Source organism: Sphingobium sp. Cam5-1 (assembly GCF_015693305.1).
Taxonomy (GTDB): domain Bacteria; phylum Pseudomonadota; class Alphaproteobacteria; order Sphingomonadales; family Sphingomonadaceae; genus Sphingobium.
Genome location: NZ_CP065138.1, coordinates 866,664 through 886,377, shown reverse-complemented (window position 1 = coordinate 886,377; position 19,714 = coordinate 866,664). Strand labels below are relative to the sequence as shown.

Genomic DNA, 19,714 nt, shown 5'->3' with positions numbered 1-19,714 from the left:
CCCTAACCCCCTCCCGCTTGCGGGAGGGGGAAAACAAGGAGCGCGCCCCCTCCCTCATGAGGGAGGAAGAGTCCTCCTGCTCGCCGGAGACGCGCGTGCGGAAACTTGGAAGCATCTTTGGCCGCTTCGGCTTGGCCAGCCTGTCGTCCGCTATTGTTTCGGTCAGTCATCTGGCCGTGCAGCTGTTTTCGATCCATCATCTGGGCACCGCGGCGATCGGTACGCTGGCATTCCTGCTGGTTATCATCCAGTTCGGGTACAGCCTGTCGAACGCGCTGGTTTCGACGCCTTATACGATCGCGGTCAATCAGGATGATGAGGCCGATCACAAGTCTTTCGACTTTTTCTTTCCGGTGAACCTGTTGCTGGCGGTTAGTCAGGGTTTGATCTGTGCGGCGATTGCATGGGCGACGGCTTCCCCTGCTGCGGCGGCGATGTTCGGACTGGCGGGCACCTTGTCGCTGGTGCGATGGTTCGGGCGATCCAATGCCTATGCGCATCATCGGCCCGCGCGAGCGGCGCGATCCGATCTTGCCTATGCCGGGACGATCGTCGCGGGACTTCTGGTGGCCTCCCGGACGGGTGCTGATCTGGCGAGCATCGGCGCGATGCTGGTGGTGGCGAGCCTTGCCGGACTGCTGCCGTTCGGGCTCTCCTATTTGCGGCGGCACTTTGCTCTGCGACCGACCAGGGCGATCAGCGCCTATCGTCCGGTCTGGCGCGAGCAATCCGGATGGACCCTCGTCGGTGTGCTTTCGACCGAGGCGACGTCCAACGCGCACAGCTATATCGTGACTCTGCTCGCGGGGCCAACGGCCTTTGCGCCTGTCGCGGTGGGCATGCTGTTCTTCCGGCCCGTCAATGTGTGCATAACCGCACTTACCCAACTGGAGCGTCCGCGCATGACCCGTGCGGTGGCACGCGGCGATCATCACGCCGCGATCAGGTCCGAGCGTATCTTCATGGGCGCGCTGGTCTTCCTTTGGGCGGGGACATGCCTGCTCGCGGCGCTGGTGCTGTTCGTGTTTCCGCAACTGATCCTCAAGCCAACGCTCGATTGGCGGCTGGTCGCCATCGCCGTCGGGCTCTGCGCGCTGCTGTCGCTGGTCCAGTGCGTGCAGACGCCGATGAGCGTCATGACGCAGGCGCGTAAGGCATTCCGGCCGCTTGCTCATCAGAGCCTGCGCAGCTGCGGCGTGGGGATCATCGCAGTGACGCTGCTGACACTGGCGGTTGCGCCTATTTTCTCGATCGCTGGCGTGGTGCTGTCGCAGCTGGTGATGATGCTGGGTATCTGGCAGCTCGATCGCAAATGGCGAGCGGGCCAGCGGGCGGAAGGCTGAACCCATGGCGTCGACATGGCATCGCATGGGCACTGCGCCGTCCCTCCCCTCTCCTGCCGCTTCGCAGGAAAGCCGGATGGTGGTGGTCGCGCAGATCTTTTACTATGTGTTCCTGATGATGGTCTTCATCGGCCAGCAGCCTTTCGCTTCCCGCACGCAAGACGAACTGGTCGCGATGGCGGCGGACAATGACGGGTCGGACCTGTTCAAGCAGGCGCTGTTCATCGGCTTTGCGCTGTTGCTGACGGGCGTGCAGATATTCCGTCAGCATCCGTTGAAGTACCGTTTCACCTTCTGGCCGCTGGCAATCATGCTGGTGTGGTTCCTGATCACCTGTAGCTGGGGCGTCGATCCGTTCGTATCCTTCAAGCGGGTGATGCAGCAGTTCATCGTGATCTACATCACCTTCTGCGCATTGGCGCTGATCGGGCCGGAACGGTTGTTCACTGCGCTGCGATGGGCGCTGATTACGTCGCTGCTCATATGTTGGGTTTCGATGCCGCTGACTTCGGCCGCGGTGCATCCGCCGACCGAGAGCGACAAGGCGTTGATTGGGGCGTGGCGGGGTTTCTTCTTCCACAAGAATATCGCGGGCGCGGTGATGGCGCTGTGTTTCATCGTGTGCGGCAATGCGTGGATCGACCGCCGGAAATGGTATTATGCGCTGTTCGCGATCATGGCGTTCGTCTTCGTGATCGGGACAAAGAGCAAGACGTCGCTGGCGCTGTGCATCGGCATGCTGGCGATCAGCAACATCTACCGGGCGCTTAGCGACAATACGCAGAAGCGGGCGATATTGCTCATCATGCTCGGGTTCGGGATGGTGGGGTTTCTGGCGCTGTACATCGCCTATCAACCGACGATCGAGCGGATGTTTGCCGATCCGACGAGCTTTACCGGGCGAGTGTCGATCTGGCGCGTGGCGTTGGACTATCTGGCCGATCACCCGTTCCTGGGCGCGGGGTTCGGCGGCTTCTGGCAGGTGGGGGCGAACTCCCCGGCGCATGATTATCTCAATCAGCAATTCCAGATGCTGACCGCGCATTCGCATGATGGATATCTGGAGATTTGGGTGACGACCGGGCCTTTAGGGCTGGTCATGCTGCTGGTGAGTTTCCTGGCTTTGCCAACCTATTGGTTCCTGACCGGATCGACCAAGGAGAACCAGCATCTGATGGTTCCGGCTTTCGCCATCTGGGTGTTCGTTATGTACCAGAATCTGCTGGAAACCTCCTTCTTCGACAAGGACCGGCAGGTCTGGGTGATCTTCCTCGCGGCGATCGCCACCGCGCACGCCACCTTCAAGGCCAAGCCGCGCCCGCAATGGCAGCGGCGGCGCATTTCTTCCCCGGAGGCTGTTGATGGCTAGGGTTATTATCTGCATCGCTACGTGCAATCGGCCGCAAGGATTGCGACGGACGCTGGAATCGATTGCGGCGCTGGACACGGCGCACAAGCTGGAGGTGCTGGTCGCGGACAATGATGCCGCGCGGGCCGAGGGGATGGGCGTGGTCGAGCGGCTGGCTTCGCAAGGCTATCGCTGGCCGATCAAGGCGCTACTGGTGGCTGAGCGGGGAATACCCGTGGTGCGCAATGCTCTGGTGGCGGAGGCGCTGGCGCGACCCGGCGTGACGCATGTCGCGATGTTGGACGATGATGAAGCTGCCTCCCCCGGTTGGATCGATGCGCTGGTGGATACCGCAATGCGCTGGAATGCGGATGTCGTGGGGGGAGCCGTGGCGCGGGAAATGGATGCGCGGGTTGCGACCTGGGCTGCGCGGCATCCTTTGTTGCAGGCCAAGCGGCGCGGGACTTCGGGGCCGGTGGCATTGGTGGACAGTACGGCCAATGTGCTGATGTCAGCGCAGGCGCTGCACCAGATGGGCGAACGGCCATTCGATGAGGGCATGGCGCTGACCGGCGGGTCGGACAAGCAGCTGTTCAGCCGGATGGCGCGCAAGGGCTTTCGCTTTGCCTGGTCGGAGGAGGCTCTGGTGACGGAGCTGATCCCGGCGAGCCGGGTCACTACCAAATGGCTGCTGATGCGCGGCTATCGGCTGGGGATGACCGACATGATGGTCGAGCGGTTCCACAGGGGGCGGCTACGCACCTTGCTGGGCGAGGCGCCGCGCATTGCCGCAGGATTCTTGGTGGGCACGCTGGGCGCTGCGGCAACGCTCGACCGGGGCAAGCGCGTCGTGCGGCTGGGTAAACTCTACCGTGCTATCGGCAAGATCGCCGGAATCGCGGGCTTCCGTTACGAAGAATATCGAAAGGTGCATGGCGCATGAGCGATGCCGCCCCCTTCTTTTCCGTCGTCATCCCGCTCTATAACCGCGCCGATATCGTGGGTGACACGATCCGGTCGGTGCAAGCGCAGGACTGGCAGCATTTTGAAATCGTCGTGATAGATGACGGATCGCGCGACGACCCCGCTCCGGTGATCGAGGCCATTGGCGACGCGCGCGTGCGGTATATCCGGCAGGATAATGCGGGGGGTGGAGCCGCGCGTAATCATGGGATCAAGGCCGCGCGGGGTCGGTATATCGCCTTCCTCGATTCCGACGACCTCTTCCTGCCGGGCAAATTGTCGATCATGGCGCAGGCGCTGAAGGATGATGACGGCCGCACGGTCCTCTATTCCAGGATGAAGGTCGACCGGGGCGTCGATCGTTATTGGATCAGGCCTGATCGCGGCATTCGCGATGGCGAGGATGTCGGCGAATATCTGTTCTGCGCCAATCAGTTCATGCAGACATCGACCATGGTCGTGCCGAGCGAAATGGCCCGCAAGGTGCTGTTCGATCCGGCGTTGAAAAAGGGACAGGATCTCGACTTCTGCGTCAGGTTGCAGGGCGCGGGAGCGCGCTTCAAGATGATCGATGAGCCGCTGACGGTGTGGCTGGATGCAACGGAAGATGGCCGCACATCCTATGTCCGGGGTTATGAAACCTCGCTGGACTGGCTGGATCGCTGCGGCCACATGCTCACCGATCGGGCACGGCGCGGCTATCGCGCGACGGTTCTGGCCTATCACATGGCGCCCGTGCGCCCTGTCGCGGCGCTACGCGATCTGGTGATCGGCATGTTCGCAGGCGGGGTGCCGCCACGGGTGGTCGCGCGGCAGATATTGCGATCCTACCTTCCAAAGCCGCTCTACCGTTCACTGGTCAACCTGTTCGTACTTCGGTTCGGCAAGGGCGAACCCGCCCATAGCGGAGCGCGGTCGTGATGAGCGCCTGGCAACCTCCATCGCAGCTTCAGGCTGCCGTCGCCCAACCGCTATTTTCGGTTGTCATCCCTACCTATCAGCGTCGGGACGCAGTGGTCGCGGCGGTGCTTTCCGCACTGGAGCAGAGCATCGCGGTGATCGAGGTGATCGTCGTCGTCGACGGATCGACCGACGGCACCGAATTGGCGTTGGGGGCAATCAAGGACCCGCGCCTGACCGTCGTCGTCCAGCAGAACCGGGGTGCGTCGGCGGCACGCAACGCCGGTGTCGATCGCGCACGCGGGCGCTACATCGCCTTTCTTGATTGCGATGACCGTTTCCTGCCGCATCACCTTGCTGACCTGCTGCCCCTGCTGGAGGAGAGTGACGATATCGTCGCCTATGGGCAGGTGCTGGCCGACCGGGGCGGCGGGCGGAATTTCCTGAAACCCCCGCGCGCCATACAAAGAAATGAGCCGGTCGATCGTTACCTGATGTGCGATCGGGGCTTTATCCAGACCAGCAGTGTGGCGCTCAGTCGTTCGCTCGCCGAGAAGGTCCGTTATCGCGAGGATGTGAAGTTCGGCGATGACACCGATTTCGCGTTGCGGTTGTCGCTGGCGGGCGCGCGTTTCGTGATGGCCAGCCGCCCTGGTACAATCTGGGCAGACCGTCAGGCAGAGGACAGGCTGTCGCAGATCCGGGGAAGTGTAGGCAGCCTGACCTGGCTGGCGGACCTGCGCCCCCATATCTCGGCGCGGGCTTTTTCGGGATATATGGGTTGGCACGCGGCAAAGAGCATCTGGCCGACCAAACGGCTTCGGGCCATCCGCTACTATCTGACGGCATTGTTCCATGGCGCCTATGGGCCGCGTCTGGCGGGCGCGGTGCTGATGCAGATCGTTCTGCCGGACGGCGTTTATCGCAAAATCTGTGATCGCTGGATCGATGTCATGCGATTATTGAGCGGGCGGAGGCAAAGCCTGTGAGGCGGCGGGATTTTCTGGTGGGGGCAGCGACGCTGACGGCCTGCTCTCCCATACCGCCCGGCGCCGCCCGCGTCGTGTCGCGCGAAGGATTGGCGGATCATGCCAAGGCTTCCGGGCGCTATTTCGGCGCGGCTGTGAAATCGCGATTACTGCGCGAGGACAGCGCGTATCGCGCAACGGTGGCGCGGGAATGCGACATTCTGGTGCAGGAATATGAACTGAAGCGCGGAACCACCGAACCAAAGCCCGGCAAATATGACTTTAGCGGCGCTGACCAGATCATCGACTTTGCGCAAGCACATGGGATGCGGGCGCGCGGACATACATTGGTCTGGTACACGGCCAATCCGCCGTGGCTGGAACCGGCGGTGCAACAGGCGAGCGATGCGCAGCAACGACAGTTGATGACCGGCTATATCGACGTTGCCATGCGACGCTATGCGGGCCGGATTTCCGAATGGGACGTGGTCAATGAAACGATCGAGCCCAATCAGGGCCGCGCCGACGGGATGCGCGCGGAGAATTTATGGATGAAAGCCATGGGCGAACATTATATCGACCTTGCCTTCCACCGCGCGCGCGAGGTGGATAGCGGCGCGGCGCTGTTCCTGGGCGACTATGGGCTGGAGCATGACTCTCCGCGCTGCGAACGGCGGCGAACCGCCATGTTGAAGCTGCTCGATCGTCTGATGAGCCGGGGTGTGCCAGTGGATGCCATTGGCATTCAGGGGCATCTGAAACCCTATAAGGAGCCGTTCAATCAGCGGCAATTTGCCGATTTTCTGGCAACGCTGAGCGGATATGGATTGAAGCTGGCGATCACCGAACTGGATATCGCCGACCGTGGCGGGCCACCTAATCCGGACAAGCGCGACCGTGAGGTTGCGGCCTTTGCCAAGGCATTCCTGGACGTGGCGCTGGATAATCCGGCGATGGGATCAGTCCTGTGTTGGGGCGTGTCGGACAGGGATTCATGGCTGTCCAAATATCCCGAATATAAATGGCCAGACGGGCAGCTGTCCCGTGGCCTGCCCTTTGACGGTAAGATGGCCCGGAAGCCATTTTGGGACGCAATCGCTGGCGCCTTCGATGCCGCACCTCCTGCAAGGAGGAACCGGGCATGAGGGTCGCCTCACTCACCGGCCTGCGCGGGGTCGCGGCCGTTTCCGTCCTGCTTTATCATATCCCGCATCAACCGGCCTTTTCGCAGTTTGCGATCCCATTGTTTTCACGCGCCTATCTGGCGGTTGACCTGTTCTTCATCCTGAGCGGGTTCGTCATTTCCTATGGCTATCATGATCGGGTGGTGAAGCATCTGGGCCGGGCGAGCTATGTCGATTTCCTGATCAATCGCATGGCGCGAGTGTGGCCGCTGCACCTGATCGTGACATTGGTCTTTGAGCTGCGCATCCTGCTCAACGTGTCGGGCAACCAGTCGATAGAGTTGAACCCGGCCAATATCCTCAGCAACCTGTTCATGGTGCAGAGCTGGGGCTGGGGCACGGAGCCGATCGCGGGCAATAGCTGGTCGGTCAGCACGGAAGTTGCCGCATATCTGATCTATCCGCTGATCGCGATCCTTGCCTTTTCGCGCTGGGCTTGGGCGCAGGCGGCGATCTGCATTGGATTGCTGCTGTTCGTGGCATCGTCGGGACTGGGGGCCAGCGGGCCGCTCGACGTCAATGACAGTGACAGCGTGCTGACGCTGCTGCGCTGCCTTGCGGGCTTTTCGCTGGGCGTGCTGACATATCGCGTTGCGGATCATCCTTTGTGCAAGGCCGTGATTGATCGTAAGGGCGGATTTGCCGCGGTTTGTGGTCTGATCGCGCTGGCGCTGCTGTTGCCGGGCGCCGATGTGCTGGTCGTGTGCCTGATGCCTGCGCTGGTGCTGAGCTGCTATTATGATGGGCCAGCCGCGCGCGCTGTGATGGCCAACCGGCTGAGCTTTCACCTCGGCCTCATCAGCTATTCCATCTATCTTTGGCATCCACTGGTGCGCGACGTCGCCGCGCGAGCAATGGGCGTGGCGCAGCGGCATGGGATCGTCGGGGTGGACTGGCTGTTCGTGCTTGGGATGCTGGTCGTCACCTGGCTGATCTGCTGGGTAAGCTATTTGCTGATCGAGGTGCGAGGGCATCAGTTCATTAAATGGCTGCAAAAAGGGCGCCCGCAGCGTCCCACTGCGCTGGAACCGGCGGCGCCATGATTGGCAAGCCGATATGGATTGCCATTCCGACGTTCCGGCGGCCCGCCGAATTGCGGCACTTGCTGGAAACGCTGGCAAAGATGGTGCAGCGGCAGGATGTCATGGTGCTGGTCGCCGACAATGACGGGACCGAGGCAGAGGGTGGCGCTGTCGTGGAGGCTTTGCGGGATAGCGGCTATCCCTTGCCCCTGACGCTATTGCCGGTAGTGGAGCCGGGGCTTTGCTCGGTTCGCAATGCGATATGTGATGTTGCGATGGCCGATCCGGCTATGCGGTTCATTGCCATGATCGATGATGATGAGTGGCCGCAGCCGGGCTGGCTCGACGCGCTGCTTGCCTGTCAGGCGCAGGGGGGTGCCGATGTGGTCGCGGGACCTGTTGATTTTCACTTCAAGGATGGGCCGCCGCGATGGGCGCAACAGACTTTGGTGTTCCGGCCGGAGCAGCGTGCATGGGGCGCGACGGGCATGTTGTGGGCGAGCAATAACCTGCTGGTGAACCGCAGGGCGCTGGAGATGGTGCCACGGCCGTGGTTCGACATGCGCTTCAACCGGAGCGGGGGTGAAGATCTGGATTTCCTTGCGCGATTGCGGGAAGCCGGTGCGCGGTTCGCCTGGGCACCCGATGCGCGGGTGAGTGAATGGGTGCCGCCGGAGCGGGCGAAGCTCAGCTGGGTGTTGAAGCGGATGTGGCGGATCGGATTTACCGAGACGCTGGCGTGGCGGAAGCGGCGGCCGGGGCGCGTTGCGCAGGTTGTGCTGGTAGCGCGGACACTCGGCATTCTGGGGTTGCGTACCGTCGGCCTTGCAGGACTGATTCTGCCCGGCGTGCGCCGCGTGGACGTTGCCGGGCAGTGGGTCAAATGCTGGGGGCGCCTCTATGCCCTGTCAGGCGGCGCCCATAGCCATTATGGCGCGCTGTAGATGCGCAGGCTCTTGATGATCATGTCTCCTGAGCCATCATCATAGGCGCCGCTGGTCTTCACCGCGACGTCCATGATCGGATACCAGCGGTGCCCCTGGAAGGGATTGACCGACTGATAGGTTTCGACGCCATCCACGAACCAGGTGATATAATCGCGCTGAATATCGACGGCGAAGCGGTGGAAGTCTTGGGCGAAGCCATTGAGGCCGTAAGCCTGCTCAGCCTGGATCGTGACGCCGCGTTGGAAGCTGCGGACGCCGTCCTTGCCGCCGAGGATGGTGTGGCTGATATGACGATCGAAATCCCAAAAGCTTTGATAGCCAAAGCCCTCATAGATATCGATTTCGGGCGGCCATCCGCTGGTGGAGATCAGCCAGAATGCGGGCCATGAGCCGCGACGGTTGGGCATCCGTGCCACCCATTCATATTGGCCGTAGCCGATCTGCGAGGCGATGAAATTGCGGCCATCCAGCACCGACGCGCCATAATACCAGTTCTGGCCTTCGTACCAGATGGGCGACTTCAGCTTCTGGCTGTGCAGGACGAGACCCTGTGCGCCCCAGTAGACTGGACCTTCAATGCCGGGGAATAGCGACGAATCCAGATAGAGGCCGGTCTCTCCATTGGCGATCTGGGTACGGCCATGCGACAGCGAGGTAGCCCAGCGATTCCAGCCGCCGTCGGGCGAGCGCTTGTGCGTTTCCTTGTTCAGCTCGAACTGGAGCGTGCCCGTTGCCGCGAAGGTTCGGGGCTGGCGGAAAGTGCCGGTTGCCTTGGGTGTCGGCGCGAGGGCGCTGGTAGCGGTGATGGTTGCCAGCGATTGTCCTTGAAGGCCGCCCCAGGGCGCTTCCCGCAGCTTCAACTGGAACTGCTGTCCCTCGGCAAGGCTGGTGATCGGTACACCGACCGTCTGGACGAGCGGATCGCCGGGGCGGAAGATCACGACGGTATCTACCGTCTGATAGTTATAGCCGGACAATGCGCGCAGCGTGCCTGACCCGTTCACCGTAATGACCCGCGCGATGACTGTGTTTGGCGTCGGACGATCCAGCGTTACCGGCACATAGGCAGTGCCGCTGCCCGGATGGACGGTCGCATTGCCTAGCGACAGGGTCGATTTGTCCGGCAGCCTTGTACCATTGGCGAAATCGAATGTGGAAAAGCTGGATGAAACGGTCGAAGTGGTATCAGTCGATAACGAAGTTGTCGAAGTGGTTGTCGATGTCGATCCACTACTGAGCAGAGTCGTGGTTGACCCCGTCTGCAAATTAGTCGATGTCGATCCACTCGATAACATCGTTGCGGCCCCCGCCGCCATGACGCATAGAAGCGATAATCCGGCTCCACACATGGAGCCGGTCAGTTTGATATTCATTTTTGCAACCCCCGCTTATTAGCCCCTTGAGGGTCCTATACGAAGATTAACAAAAACTTCCTGTCAAGCACGGCTCATCGCAAAGCCGGAGCTTTTGCGATGAGCCGATACAGCTAGGCTTTATTCTGCTGCCTGGATGAGCGTTTCGGGCTCGGGTTCTGCCCCCCGGCCTACGCTGACATAGGAGAAGCCCGCCGCTTCCGCGTCGGCGGCCCGGTAGATGTTGCGAAGATCGACAAGGCCCTCACCGCTCATCACGGATCGCAGGCGTGGCAGGTCCAGCGCACGAAGCGCGTCCCATTCAGTGACGATAACCACGGCCGCAGCACCCTGGGCGGCCTCATAGGGATTGGCGCAGAAATCGACGCCGCGCAGCATCGAGCGAGCGGCGTCCATACCTTCCGGATCATAGGCGCGCACCAGCGCACCCGCATCCTGCAACGCCTGTATGATCGAGAGCGAGGGCGCGTCCCGCATATCGTCGGTGTTCGGCTTGAAGGTCAGGCCCAGCACGCCGATCGTCTTGCCGCGAACAGAGCCGTTGCACACAGCGACCACTTTGCGGGCCATTGCTCGCTTGCGGCTTTCGTTGATCGCAACCGTTGTTTCGATCAGGCGGATCGGCGCGCCCGCATCTTCGGCGGTCTTCACCAGCGCCAGTGTATCCTTGGGGAAGCAGGAGCCGCCATAGCCGGGACCCGCGTGGAGGAACTTGCTGCCGATGCGGTTGTCGAGGCCGATGCCACGCGCAACCTGCTGAACGTCCGCGCCGACATGTTCGCACAGTTCGGCGATCTCGTTGATGTAGGTGATCTTCATCGCGAGGAAGGCATTAGCCGCATATTTGATAAGTTCGCTCGTGCGTCGGCCGGTGAACTGAATCGGTGCCTGGTTCAGATAGAGCGGGCGATACACCTCCTCCATCACGGGGCGGGCGCGATCATCCTCGATGCCGATGACGATGCGGTCAGGCCGCTTGAAATCCTGTATCGCCGCACCTTCGCGCAGGAATTCGGGGTTGGAGGCGACGGCAAACTCTGCTGCAGGATTGGCTTCGCGAATGATGCGGTCAACTTCATCGCCCGTTCCCACGGGAACAGTCGATTTGGTGACAACGACCGTAAAGCCGCGCAATGCGGATGCGATTTCGCGAGCGGCATCATAGACGTAGCTAAGGTCGGCGTGACCATCGCCCCGGCGCGCAGGCGTGCCAACGGCGATGAAGACGACGTCCGCCTCCGCCACCGCAGCGGCCAGGTCCGTGGTGAAGGTGAGACGTCCTCCCTTCACGTTTCGCGCGATCAGGTCGGCAAGCCCCGGCTCGTAGATCGGTACGCCACCGTCGCGCAGTACCTCGATCTTGGCTACGTCCTTGTCCACGCAGACGACATCATGCCCAAAGTCGGCAAGGCATGCGCCCGAAACCAGCCCAACATAGCCCGATCCGGTCATTACGATCCGCATCACCTATTCTCCTTAAAAAGCGGCTCCGCTTGCGCTGCGATCCAGAGAAAAAAGGCGCAAAACGCCGACCCCGCGAACGCGGGATGATCGGCTTAGCCTTTCACCATGGATCGGATGCCCAAGCGTGAAGCCTGACATCCAAAAGCTGGAACCAGCCAGCTGTTGACGCAGCGCAGCATAGCGTCTCGGCCCAGGTTGATGCAACGCAACCTGCCGCTAAGCAGACACATATGGGCGTGGAACCAGCCGGTTGCTGGTAGGAACCCTGTTAAATGCCGCCAGCCACGACCGGCCAGCCGCCTTCCTCCAGTCGAGCACTCAAATCGGCAATGCACTGTTCCAGCGCTGCGGCCCGGGTTGAGCGGATAACGAAGTTTGCCCCCGTCCGGCCTTCCCGGAAAAAGGGATAGCTGCCGATCTGGCAGCCTTCATGCGTGCGCTCTGTCGCGGCGAGAAGGTCGGCTATTTCGCTTTCCGCGACCCAGCAGCCAATCTGCGCCGATAGCAAGGGCTGCCCGCCCTCCAACGTGCCGGTCAGCATGTCGAGCATCCCAGCCGTGATGTGCGGCACGCCCGCCATGATGAAGATGTTGCCATGTCGAATGCCAGGCGCGCCTGACATCCGGTTTTCGATAAGGTCGGAACCGGCAGGCACCCTGGCCATGCGCAACCGGGCGTCGGTCAGCCCGCCGCGTGTTTCATAATAGCCCTGAAGCATGGCGCGGGCCTGCGGATGAATTTCGACATCGACCTCAAGGGCGCGGGCGATCGCATCGACAGTGATGTCGTCGTGTGTCGGCCCGATGCCTCCGGTGGTGAACAGATAGTCGTGACGCACCCGAAGCGCGTTTACCGCTTCAACGATGGAGTCGCTGTCGTCCGCGATCACGCGTACTTCCCGCAGCCTGATCCCCTGTACATTCAGCCAGGAAGCGATCTGGGCGATATTCTTGTCCTGGGTTCGGCCGGACAGAATCTCGTCTCCGATCACGATCAGCGCGGCGGTCCAGATACGTTCGGTTACGGGCATGAGGCTGGCCATAGCCTCTGACGAACCGGATGCCTAGCCCGACGCGATCGGGGCCTCGCAATATCGCTCTGCTCTGCCTATAACCGGGGCATGACCGAATATATGACGATGACGGCCGATGCGCCGATTTCGCGATCGACCGCGATCAAATTGTATGACGCCGCTGGTTTCGAAGGCATGCGCAAGGCTGGACGGCTGGCTGCCGAAATCCTTGATGCGCTGGTGCCTCATGTGGTTCCGGGCGTGACCACGGGCGAACTGGACGACATCGTTCGGCGCATGACGCTCGACGGCGGCGGCGTGCCCGCTACCCTTGGCTATCGTGGCTATACGCACAGCTGCTGCATCTCGCTCAACAATGTCATTTGCCATGGCATCCCGGGCGACATGAAGCTGAAGGATGGCGATATCCTGAATATCGATGTGACGCCGCTGGTCGATGGGTGGCACGGCGATACGAGCCGGATGTTTATTGTCGGTGAGACCAGCATCAAGGCACGGCGACTGGTAGAAGTGACCTATGAATGCCTGATGCTGGGCATCGAGCAGGCAAAGCCCGGCAACCATCTAGGCGACATCGGCCATGCTATTCAGAAGCACGCCGAAAAGCATCGCTATGGCGTGGTCCGCGATTTTTGCGGCCATGGTCTGGGCCGCGTTTTTCACGACAGTCCCGAAGTCGTCCATATCGGCCGACCGGGCGCTGGGCCGGAACTGCGCCCCGGCATGTTCTTCACCATCGAACCGATGATCAACATCGGCAAGCCCGGCGTGAAGATGCTGGAAGACGGATGGACCGCCGTCACGCGCGATCGCACGCTGTCCGCGCAATTTGAACATAGCATCGGGATTACCGAAACTGGCTGCGAGATTTTCACGAAGAGTCCGGCGGGCCTCGATGCACCGCCATATCTGAGTTAAATGACATTGCCTAAAAATCAGGCACGGTAGGACAATATTGCCCTGAAATCAGGCAATATGGACAAAGATTGCGGCATCGCCGAAAGCGTGGCGTAGCGATTCGCCGTTTGGCACGGTAATTGATTGTTGGAAGGCACGGCGCATGTCGCGGGGGCATGGAGATCGTCGCTTTTGAATAATGAGGGCGAAGATCACTTCGCCATCGCGCGCGCGTTTGAGTTGGGATTAGAGTGATGAAAAAGATCGAGGCGATCATCAAGCCGTTCAAGCTCGACGAGGTGAAGGAAGCGCTGCACGAAGTGGGCGTGTCCGGCATCACGGTTACGGAGGCCAAGGGCTTTGGCCGTCAGAAGGGCCATACCGAACTGTATCGTGGCGCTGAATATGTCGTCGATTTCCTGCCCAAGGTGAAGCTGGAGGTGGTCGTGGACGACGCCTTGGCAGACCGCGTGGTGGAGGCGATCTCCGCCGCCGCGCAAACCGGGCGCATCGGCGACGGGAAGATTTTCATCTCGGCGATCGAAGGCGCGGTTCGCATCCGCACCGGCGAGCGGGACAGCGACGCTATTTGATCTCCACCAATTTTGATTTCGCGTCAGCTTCGTAAAGGAGCTGACGAACTGTAAACATCCACTACCCCTTCGGGGGGGTAATCATGAAAGAAGGGCAAGCGCACATGGCCAACACGCCAAAAGACATCCTGAAGATGATCGAAGAGAAGGAGATCGAGTGGGTCGATCTGCGCTTCACCGATCCCAAGGGCAAGTGGCAGCACCTGACCATGGTGTCTTCGGTCCTGGGCGAAGATGAGCTGAACGAAGGCCTGATGTTCGACGGATCGTCGATCGAAGGCTGGAAGGCGATTAACGAGTCGGACATGATCCTGAAGCCCGACCTCGACGCCGTCTATGTCGATCCCTTCAGCGCCACCCCGATGCTGATCCTGTTCTGCGACATCGTCGAGCCCGACACTGGCGAACTCTACGCCCGTGACCCCCGTTCGACCGCCAAGCGCGCGGAAGCCTTCGTCAAGTCGGCTGGTTTCGGCGACACCGTCTATGTCGGTCCGGAAGCCGAATTCTTCATGTTCGACGATGTCCGCTTCAACAACGACTATAACGAGTCCTTCTACAAGATCGACGACATCGAACTGCCGACCAACACCGGCCGCGAATATGAGGGCGGCAACCTTGCCCACCGTCCGCGCGCCAAGGGCGGCTACTTCCCCGTCGCTCCGGTCGATCCGGCCACCGACATCCGCGCCGAGATGGTCACCACCATGCTCGAAATGGGCCTGCCCTGCGACAAGCACCACCATGAAGTGGCCGCTGCCCAGCACGAACTCGGCCTGACGTTCGGCACGCTGGTGCAGACCGCCGACCGCATGCAGATTTACAAGTATGTGGTGCAGATGGTTGCCCAGGCTTATGGCAAGACCGCGACCTTCATGCCGAAGCCGATCGCGGCCGACAATGGTTCGGGCATGCACACCCACATGTCGATCTGGGACAGCGGCAAGCCGCTGTTCGCGGGTGAAGGCTATGCCGGTCTGAGCGATATGTGCCTCTACTTCATCGGCGGCGTCATCAAGCACGCGAAGGCCCTGAACGCCTTCACCAACCCGACCACCAACAGCTACAAGCGCCTGGTGCCGGGCTTCGAAGCGCCCGTTCTGCTGGCCTATTCGGCCCGCAACCGCTCGGCCTCCTGCCGCATTCCTTATGGTGCCGGTTCGAAGGCAAAGCGCGTGGAATTCCGCTTCCCCGACGCGATGGCGAACCCCTACCTCTGCTACGCAGCGCTGCTGATGGCTGGTCTGGACGGCATCGAGAACAAGATCCATCCGGGTTCCGCGATGGACAAGAACCTCTATGACCTGCCGCCGGAAGAGCTGAGCCAGGTGCCGACCGTCTGCGGTTCGCTGCGTGAAGCGCTGAACAGCCTGGAAGCTGATTATGAGTTCCTGCTGAAGGGCGACGTGTTCACCAAAGACCAGATCGAAGCCTATATCGAGCTGAAGTGGCCCGAAGTGTACCGCTGGGAAATGGCTCCCTCGCCGGTCGAATTCGACATGTACTACAGCGCCTGATTTTTCAGGTTGCCGTCAAGAAAGAAGCTCGGTCACGCAAGTGGCCGGGCTTTTTCTTTGGGCAGGGCCAGCAAAATCAGAAACATTTGCGCAACCTGATAGCCATGATGAGTAAGCCTTCATTGATGATTGCCGCGCCGTCCATGTGGGATATCAACGTACCCAAAATGGAGGCAAGCCGTGACCAACATGCAACCGTCGGCGGGTATCCCCACGCTTAGATCCATGGGCCTGCATCGCCATCGCTTCTTGCGGCGAGCGGCTTTCGCTATCCTGCCGCGGCTCGCGTCCCGAGACATAACCATCTCTCATCATTGGGTCGACGGCGCGAAACTGCGCCTGAATCTGTTTCGTCACCGCGGCTACTGGTATCACGGCCGGGGGCGCGAAAGTGGTGTGATGTCCAGCCTTGCGCGGCTCGTCCAGCCCGGCGACACCGTGATCGAAGCTGGCGCCCACATCGGATATATCAGCATCTATCTGGCGAAGTTGACCGGTCGTGAGGGCAAGGTCTTCGTCTTTGAGCCCAGCCGCGACAATCTCCGCTACCTGACCGCCAACGTGGCATCATTCCCGCAGGTGGAAATCATCCCGGAAGCTGTCGGGGATACCGTAGGGCAGGCGTCTTTCTACGTCGAAAATCTGTCGGGTCAGAACTCGTCCCTGATCCAGGATTATGACAATCTGGAAAAGAATAACCAGAACGCCTTTGCAAACCAGCATTACAACCAGATGCAAGTGAACGTGACCACCATCGACAGCTTCGTGGCGTCAAGGATGATCAGGCCCGACTTCCTGAAAATCGATATCGAGGGAGCGGAACTGATGGCATTGAGCGGCATGACCGAATGCCTGGCCCGCGACCGGCCCAAATTGATGGTGGAAGTCACCAATCAGGAAGACGCCGTGATGCGCCTGATGGCGGCAGCGGGTTACAAGGCGTTCGATAATCGCCTGAAGCCCTTTGGCCCGGATGCCGATCAGGGGCCGAACCGTTTCTTCATACCCGAAGAACAGTCGGGAAGTATCCGCACCTGAACAGGCGGCGCCGGATCAGGACAACTTCATCCGGGGATAGAGGCCCCGAAGAGCAGCACAGGCTCTCCGGCGGGGGATAGCGCGACCTCCCCTCCCGCGCTCGTCACCAGGCTGCGGATCATCCACGCGGCCGCTGTGCGGGACGCGAGGCTGTCTTCCGGGAGCGTTCCTGCTAGAGCAGCGCGAAGATCGGGGTCCAGCACCAGCTTGGGACCTTCGGCACGGACCACGATTTCCGTCACGCCAGGCCGCTTTTCGGCGCCGATGTCCAGTTGGCCACCGCGCACCAGTGCGTCGCCCGCGATGAGGGCGAGGTTCAGCAACACCTTGACGGGCAGCTTGTCCAGCATGTCGTCATCGACAAGCCAGCCAACCTTTACCCGGCCCGCCGCGAACATGCCCTCGATCGCCACGCGGGCTTCGTGCGTGGGCACCGCGTCACCGAAGCCGCCCGCCGACCCGAAGGCAAGCCGGAAGAATTTCAACTTGTTGGCTGAAGTTTTCGCGCTGTCGGCTAGAAGATCGAGGCAGCGCTGGCGCATTTCGGGGTCGGTTTCATCCGCCATCAGCTCCAGGCCGTTGTTAAGGGCACCAACCGGGCTCAACAGATCATGGCACAGGCGCGAACAAAGCAAGCTGGCAAATTCGATGCTGTCGGTCGGGTTGGTCATGAAGGGTTCTGCCGCCGGAATAACTGGAAGGAATGACAGGCTAATGCGCTGCCGGGCCAGATGATGCAACCCCGGCCTGCCGCCTTTGCCTCACATGATGTCGAGCATTGCCTCGGAAAATGTCACCTTTTCCGACCGCCCCATGCTCGCGATCCAAAGCCGCGCCTTCCCATGACCTATGATAAGCCACAGGCTGCCGTCGGGGGCCGCGCAGGCCGCGTCGGTGGCGGATGGTTCAGGGCAACCGCCAGGGTGCGAGTGGTAATGACCCATCACGGCTGGCCCATCCGCTCTCGCGGCCTTGTGGGCGGCAAGGAGCGCCGCAGGGTCAAGTTCGAAATGCCTAGCCGGATCAGGCGCGACATTTGCTGCCGGGCGCGCTTGCGTGATGCAGCCGGAATGCCCCAGCAACAACCCGCAGACTTCGTCAGTGCTGCTCCCCGCGTGAGACATGATCTGTTCCAGCAGCAATCTTGAAATGCGAACCATCATTCTTACATGCTTAACCAATGGGTTCGGGGGATTCTATCATCGAGACGACGATAGGCGAAGCGCAGCATGGCCTTCGCCTGGACAAGGCGCTTGCCGAACTGGTTCCGGAACTTTCACGCGAACGATTGAAGAGCCTGATCGTCGATGGTCAAGTGACACTCGCGGGACGAACGCTGAGCCCGTCGATGAAGGTGGCCGATGGTCAGACTTTTACGATCAGCGTTCCAGCCCCCGCCGATGCCGAAGCGATCGCTCAGGATATTCCGCTGACCATCGTGCATGAGGATGCCGACCTGATCGTCGTCGACAAGCCAGCGGGTCTGGTGGTCCACCCGGCAGCTGGCAATCTGGACGGGACGTTGGTCAATGCCCTGCTCCATCATTGCCGCGGACAATTGTCCGGCATCGGCGGCGTGGCTCGGCCCGGTATCGTTCATCGGATCGACAAAGATACGTCCGGCCTTCTGGTCGTCGCGAAGTCGGACCGGGCGCATGAAGGGCTGGCACAGCAGTTCAAGGCGCACAGCATCGACCGGCTATATGCGGCGATCGTCTACGGGCATCCTCAACCTGCGGCCGGAACGATCGACACATGGATCGGAAGATCGGATTCGGATCGCAAGAAAATGGCGGTTCATCGCGAAGGACGTGGCAAGCATGCTGTCACCCATTACCGCACGATCGAACGCCTGCCCGGCGCCGCATTGGTGGAATGCAGGCTGGAAACTGGACGGACCCATCAGGTGCGTGTTCACATGGCGCATTTGGGTCACCCCTTGATCGGAGACCCGGTTTACAGTAGAGAGAGAAAAGGTTTCAAAACGATACTGGAAACGATGCGTTTCAGAAGGCAGGCATTGCACGCGAAACAGCTGGGGTTCATACATCCGGTGACGGGGCAAAAACTCAGCTTTGACAGCGCACTGCCTACCGATATGCAGGAACTGTTAAGCGAGCTCCACGTATAGGTTTTGACAAGTTTGCGACGGTGCATCGGACGCCTCTTCTGGGTCCCGCCGCGCACGAAAGGGAAAGGTGAAGCGACATGGCTGCAAAAAGCAATGTCCCCGCGGTTCCAGCGCTGGGCGGTGAAGCCAGCCTCAACCGCTATCTGTCGGAAATCCGCAAGTTTCCGCTGCTGACGCCTGAGCAGGAATACATGCTCGCCAAGCGTTACGCGGAACATCAGGATCCAGAGGCAGCGGCGCAACTGGTGACGTCCCATCTACGTTTGGTGGCGAAGATCGCCATGGGTTATCGCGGCTATGGCCTGCCGGTCAGCGAGCTGATCAGCGAAGGCAATATCGGCCTGATGCAGGGCGTGAAGAAGTTTGAGCCGGAACGCGGTTTCCGCCTGGCCACTTACGCCATGTGGTGGATTCGCGCGTCGATCCAGGAATTCATTCTTCGCAGCTGGTCGCTGGTGAAGATGGGCACGACCGCAGCGCAAAAGAAGCTGTTCTTCAACCTTCGCCGGATGAAGAACAACATCGAAGCGTTCGAGGATGGCGATCTGCATCCCGACGACGTCAAGAAGATCGCTACCGACCTGGGCGTGACCGAGGAAGACGTGGTCTCCATGAACCGTCGTATGGCGATGGGCGGCGACACGTCGCTCAACGTCCCGATGCGCGAGGATGGCGAAGGGCAATGGCAGGATTGGCTCGCTGACACCGACCCGTTGCAGGACGAGCTGGTCGCGGATGAGCAGGAAAAGACGCTGCGTCATGATATGCTGGTCGAGGCGATGGATGATCTAAACGATCGTGAAAAGCATATCCTTGCCGAGCGGCGTCTGGCCGAAGAGCCCAAGACGCTGGAAGAACTGAGCCAGGTTTATGGCGTGTCGCGCGAGCGTGTTCGCCAGATCGAGGTGCGCGCCTTTGAGAAGCTGCAAAAGGCCATGATGCGGATTGCTGGCGACAGGCTGGGCAAGATGCGGCTGGCGCTGGCCTGACCCT

19 protein-coding genes are annotated in these 19,714 nt (G+C 60.9%); 14 read left to right on the top strand and 5 right to left on the bottom strand.

Annotated features, from left to right (window positions below; translation table 11 throughout):
* Positions 1-56: 56 nt before the first annotated feature.
* From IZV00_RS04495 to IZV00_RS04460, 8 genes are read left to right on the top strand one after another with little or no spacing between them, the layout of a single operon-like run.
* Positions 57-1,343, top strand: a complete 1,287-nt coding sequence (locus tag IZV00_RS04495; RefSeq protein WP_196226503.1) for a polysaccharide biosynthesis protein — start codon at positions 57-59, stop codon at positions 1,341-1,343.
* Positions 1,344-1,347: 4 nt separating this feature from the next.
* Positions 1,348-2,712 (top strand): O-antigen ligase family protein, encoded by a 1,365-nt coding sequence (locus tag IZV00_RS04490; RefSeq protein ID WP_196225966.1) that lies wholly within the window; start codon positions 1,348-1,350, stop codon positions 2,710-2,712.
* Positions 2,705-3,634, top strand: a complete 930-nt coding sequence (locus IZV00_RS04485; protein WP_196225965.1) for a glycosyltransferase family 2 protein — start codon at positions 2,705-2,707, stop codon at positions 3,632-3,634. Before IZV00_RS04490 ends, IZV00_RS04485 begins: the two co-directional genes overlap by 8 nt.
* Entirely contained in the window at positions 3,631-4,575 is a 945-nt protein-coding gene (locus IZV00_RS04480; RefSeq protein WP_196225964.1) for a glycosyltransferase family 2 protein, read from the top strand. Before IZV00_RS04485 ends, IZV00_RS04480 begins: the two co-directional genes overlap by 4 nt.
* Positions 4,575-5,543: a glycosyltransferase family 2 protein gene (locus tag IZV00_RS04475; RefSeq protein WP_196225963.1), complete on the top strand. Its 969-nt coding sequence runs from the start codon at positions 4,575-4,577 to the stop codon at positions 5,541-5,543. The genes IZV00_RS04480 and IZV00_RS04475 overlap by 1 nt, the downstream gene beginning before the upstream one ends.
* Positions 5,540-6,667 carry an endo-1,4-beta-xylanase gene (locus IZV00_RS04470; RefSeq protein WP_196225962.1) on the top strand — a complete coding sequence of 376 codons (1,128 nt, stop codon included), beginning with the start codon at positions 5,540-5,542 and terminating at the stop codon, positions 6,665-6,667. The genes IZV00_RS04475 and IZV00_RS04470 overlap by 4 nt, the downstream gene beginning before the upstream one ends.
* Entirely contained in the window at positions 6,664-7,749 is a 1,086-nt protein-coding gene (locus IZV00_RS04465; RefSeq protein ID WP_196225961.1) for an acyltransferase family protein, read from the top strand. Before IZV00_RS04470 ends, IZV00_RS04465 begins: the two co-directional genes overlap by 4 nt.
* On the top strand, positions 7,746-8,672 hold the full coding sequence (locus IZV00_RS04460) for a glycosyltransferase family 2 protein (protein WP_196225960.1): 927 nt from the start codon (positions 7,746-7,748) through the stop codon (positions 8,670-8,672). Before IZV00_RS04465 ends, IZV00_RS04460 begins: the two co-directional genes overlap by 4 nt.
* On the opposite strand, the gene IZV00_RS04455 is transcribed toward IZV00_RS04460, so the two are convergent.
* The 3 genes from IZV00_RS04455 to IZV00_RS04445 all read right to left on the bottom strand — a co-directional run bounded on the left by IZV00_RS04455 (position 8,657) and on the right by IZV00_RS04445 (position 12,554).
* Positions 8,657-10,048, bottom strand: coding sequence for a family 16 glycosylhydrolase (locus IZV00_RS04455; RefSeq protein WP_196225959.1), 1,392 nt, complete (start codon positions 10,046-10,048; stop codon positions 8,657-8,659). The two genes, IZV00_RS04460 and IZV00_RS04455, sit on opposite strands and share 16 nt — an antisense overlap.
* A 120-nt stretch (positions 10,049-10,168) precedes the next feature.
* Complete coding sequence (locus IZV00_RS04450) at positions 10,169-11,512, bottom strand: UDP-glucose dehydrogenase family protein (RefSeq protein WP_196225958.1); 1,344 nt, start codon at positions 11,510-11,512, stop codon at positions 10,169-10,171.
* Between the two features lie 268 nt (positions 11,513-11,780).
* Positions 11,781-12,554: a competence/damage-inducible protein A gene (locus tag IZV00_RS04445; protein WP_230463298.1), complete on the bottom strand. Its 774-nt coding sequence runs from the start codon at positions 12,552-12,554 to the stop codon at positions 11,781-11,783.
* Positions 12,555-12,632: 78 nt separating this feature from the next.
* On the opposite strand from IZV00_RS04445, the gene map reads away from it, so the two are divergent.
* The 4 genes from map to IZV00_RS04425 all read left to right on the top strand — a co-directional run bounded on the left by map (position 12,633) and on the right by IZV00_RS04425 (position 16,590).
* Complete coding sequence (gene map, locus IZV00_RS04440; protein ID WP_196225957.1) at positions 12,633-13,463, top strand: type I methionyl aminopeptidase; 831 nt, start codon at positions 12,633-12,635, stop codon at positions 13,461-13,463.
* Between the two features lie 233 nt (positions 13,464-13,696).
* Positions 13,697-14,035, top strand: coding sequence for a P-II family nitrogen regulator (locus IZV00_RS04435; protein ID WP_196225956.1), 339 nt, complete (start codon positions 13,697-13,699; stop codon positions 14,033-14,035).
* 104 nt (positions 14,036-14,139) lie between these two features.
* A complete protein-coding gene (gene glnA, locus IZV00_RS04430; RefSeq protein ID WP_196226501.1) occupies positions 14,140-15,552 on the top strand; it encodes a type I glutamate--ammonia ligase in 1,413 nt (470 codons plus the stop codon).
* 189 nt (positions 15,553-15,741) lie between these two features.
* Positions 15,742-16,590 (top strand): FkbM family methyltransferase, encoded by an 849-nt coding sequence (locus tag IZV00_RS04425; protein WP_230463344.1) that lies wholly within the window; start codon positions 15,742-15,744, stop codon positions 16,588-16,590.
* A 26-nt stretch (positions 16,591-16,616) separates the two neighbouring features.
* Here the strand turns inward: IZV00_RS04425 and IZV00_RS04420 are convergent, their stop codons facing one another.
* A complete protein-coding gene (locus tag IZV00_RS04420; RefSeq protein ID WP_196225954.1) occupies positions 16,617-17,261 on the bottom strand; it encodes a histidine phosphotransferase family protein in 645 nt (214 codons plus the stop codon).
* A gap of 90 nt (positions 17,262-17,351) precedes the next feature.
* The gene (locus IZV00_RS04415) at positions 17,352-17,753 is read right to left on the bottom strand and encodes a Mov34/MPN/PAD-1 family protein (RefSeq protein ID WP_196225953.1); all 402 of its coding nucleotides are present in this window, start codon (positions 17,751-17,753) and stop codon (positions 17,352-17,354) included.
* Positions 17,754-17,770: 17 nt separating this feature from the next.
* Here IZV00_RS04415 and IZV00_RS04410 point away from each other — a divergent pair, with 17 nt between their 5' ends.
* A complete protein-coding gene (locus tag IZV00_RS04410; RefSeq protein ID WP_196225952.1) occupies positions 17,771-18,721 on the top strand; it encodes an RluA family pseudouridine synthase in 951 nt (316 codons plus the stop codon).
* A 77-nt stretch (positions 18,722-18,798) separates the two neighbouring features.
* Entirely contained in the window at positions 18,799-19,710 is a 912-nt protein-coding gene (rpoH, locus tag IZV00_RS04405) for an RNA polymerase sigma factor RpoH (RefSeq protein WP_196225951.1), read from the top strand.
* Positions 19,711-19,714: the final 4 nt, after the last annotated feature.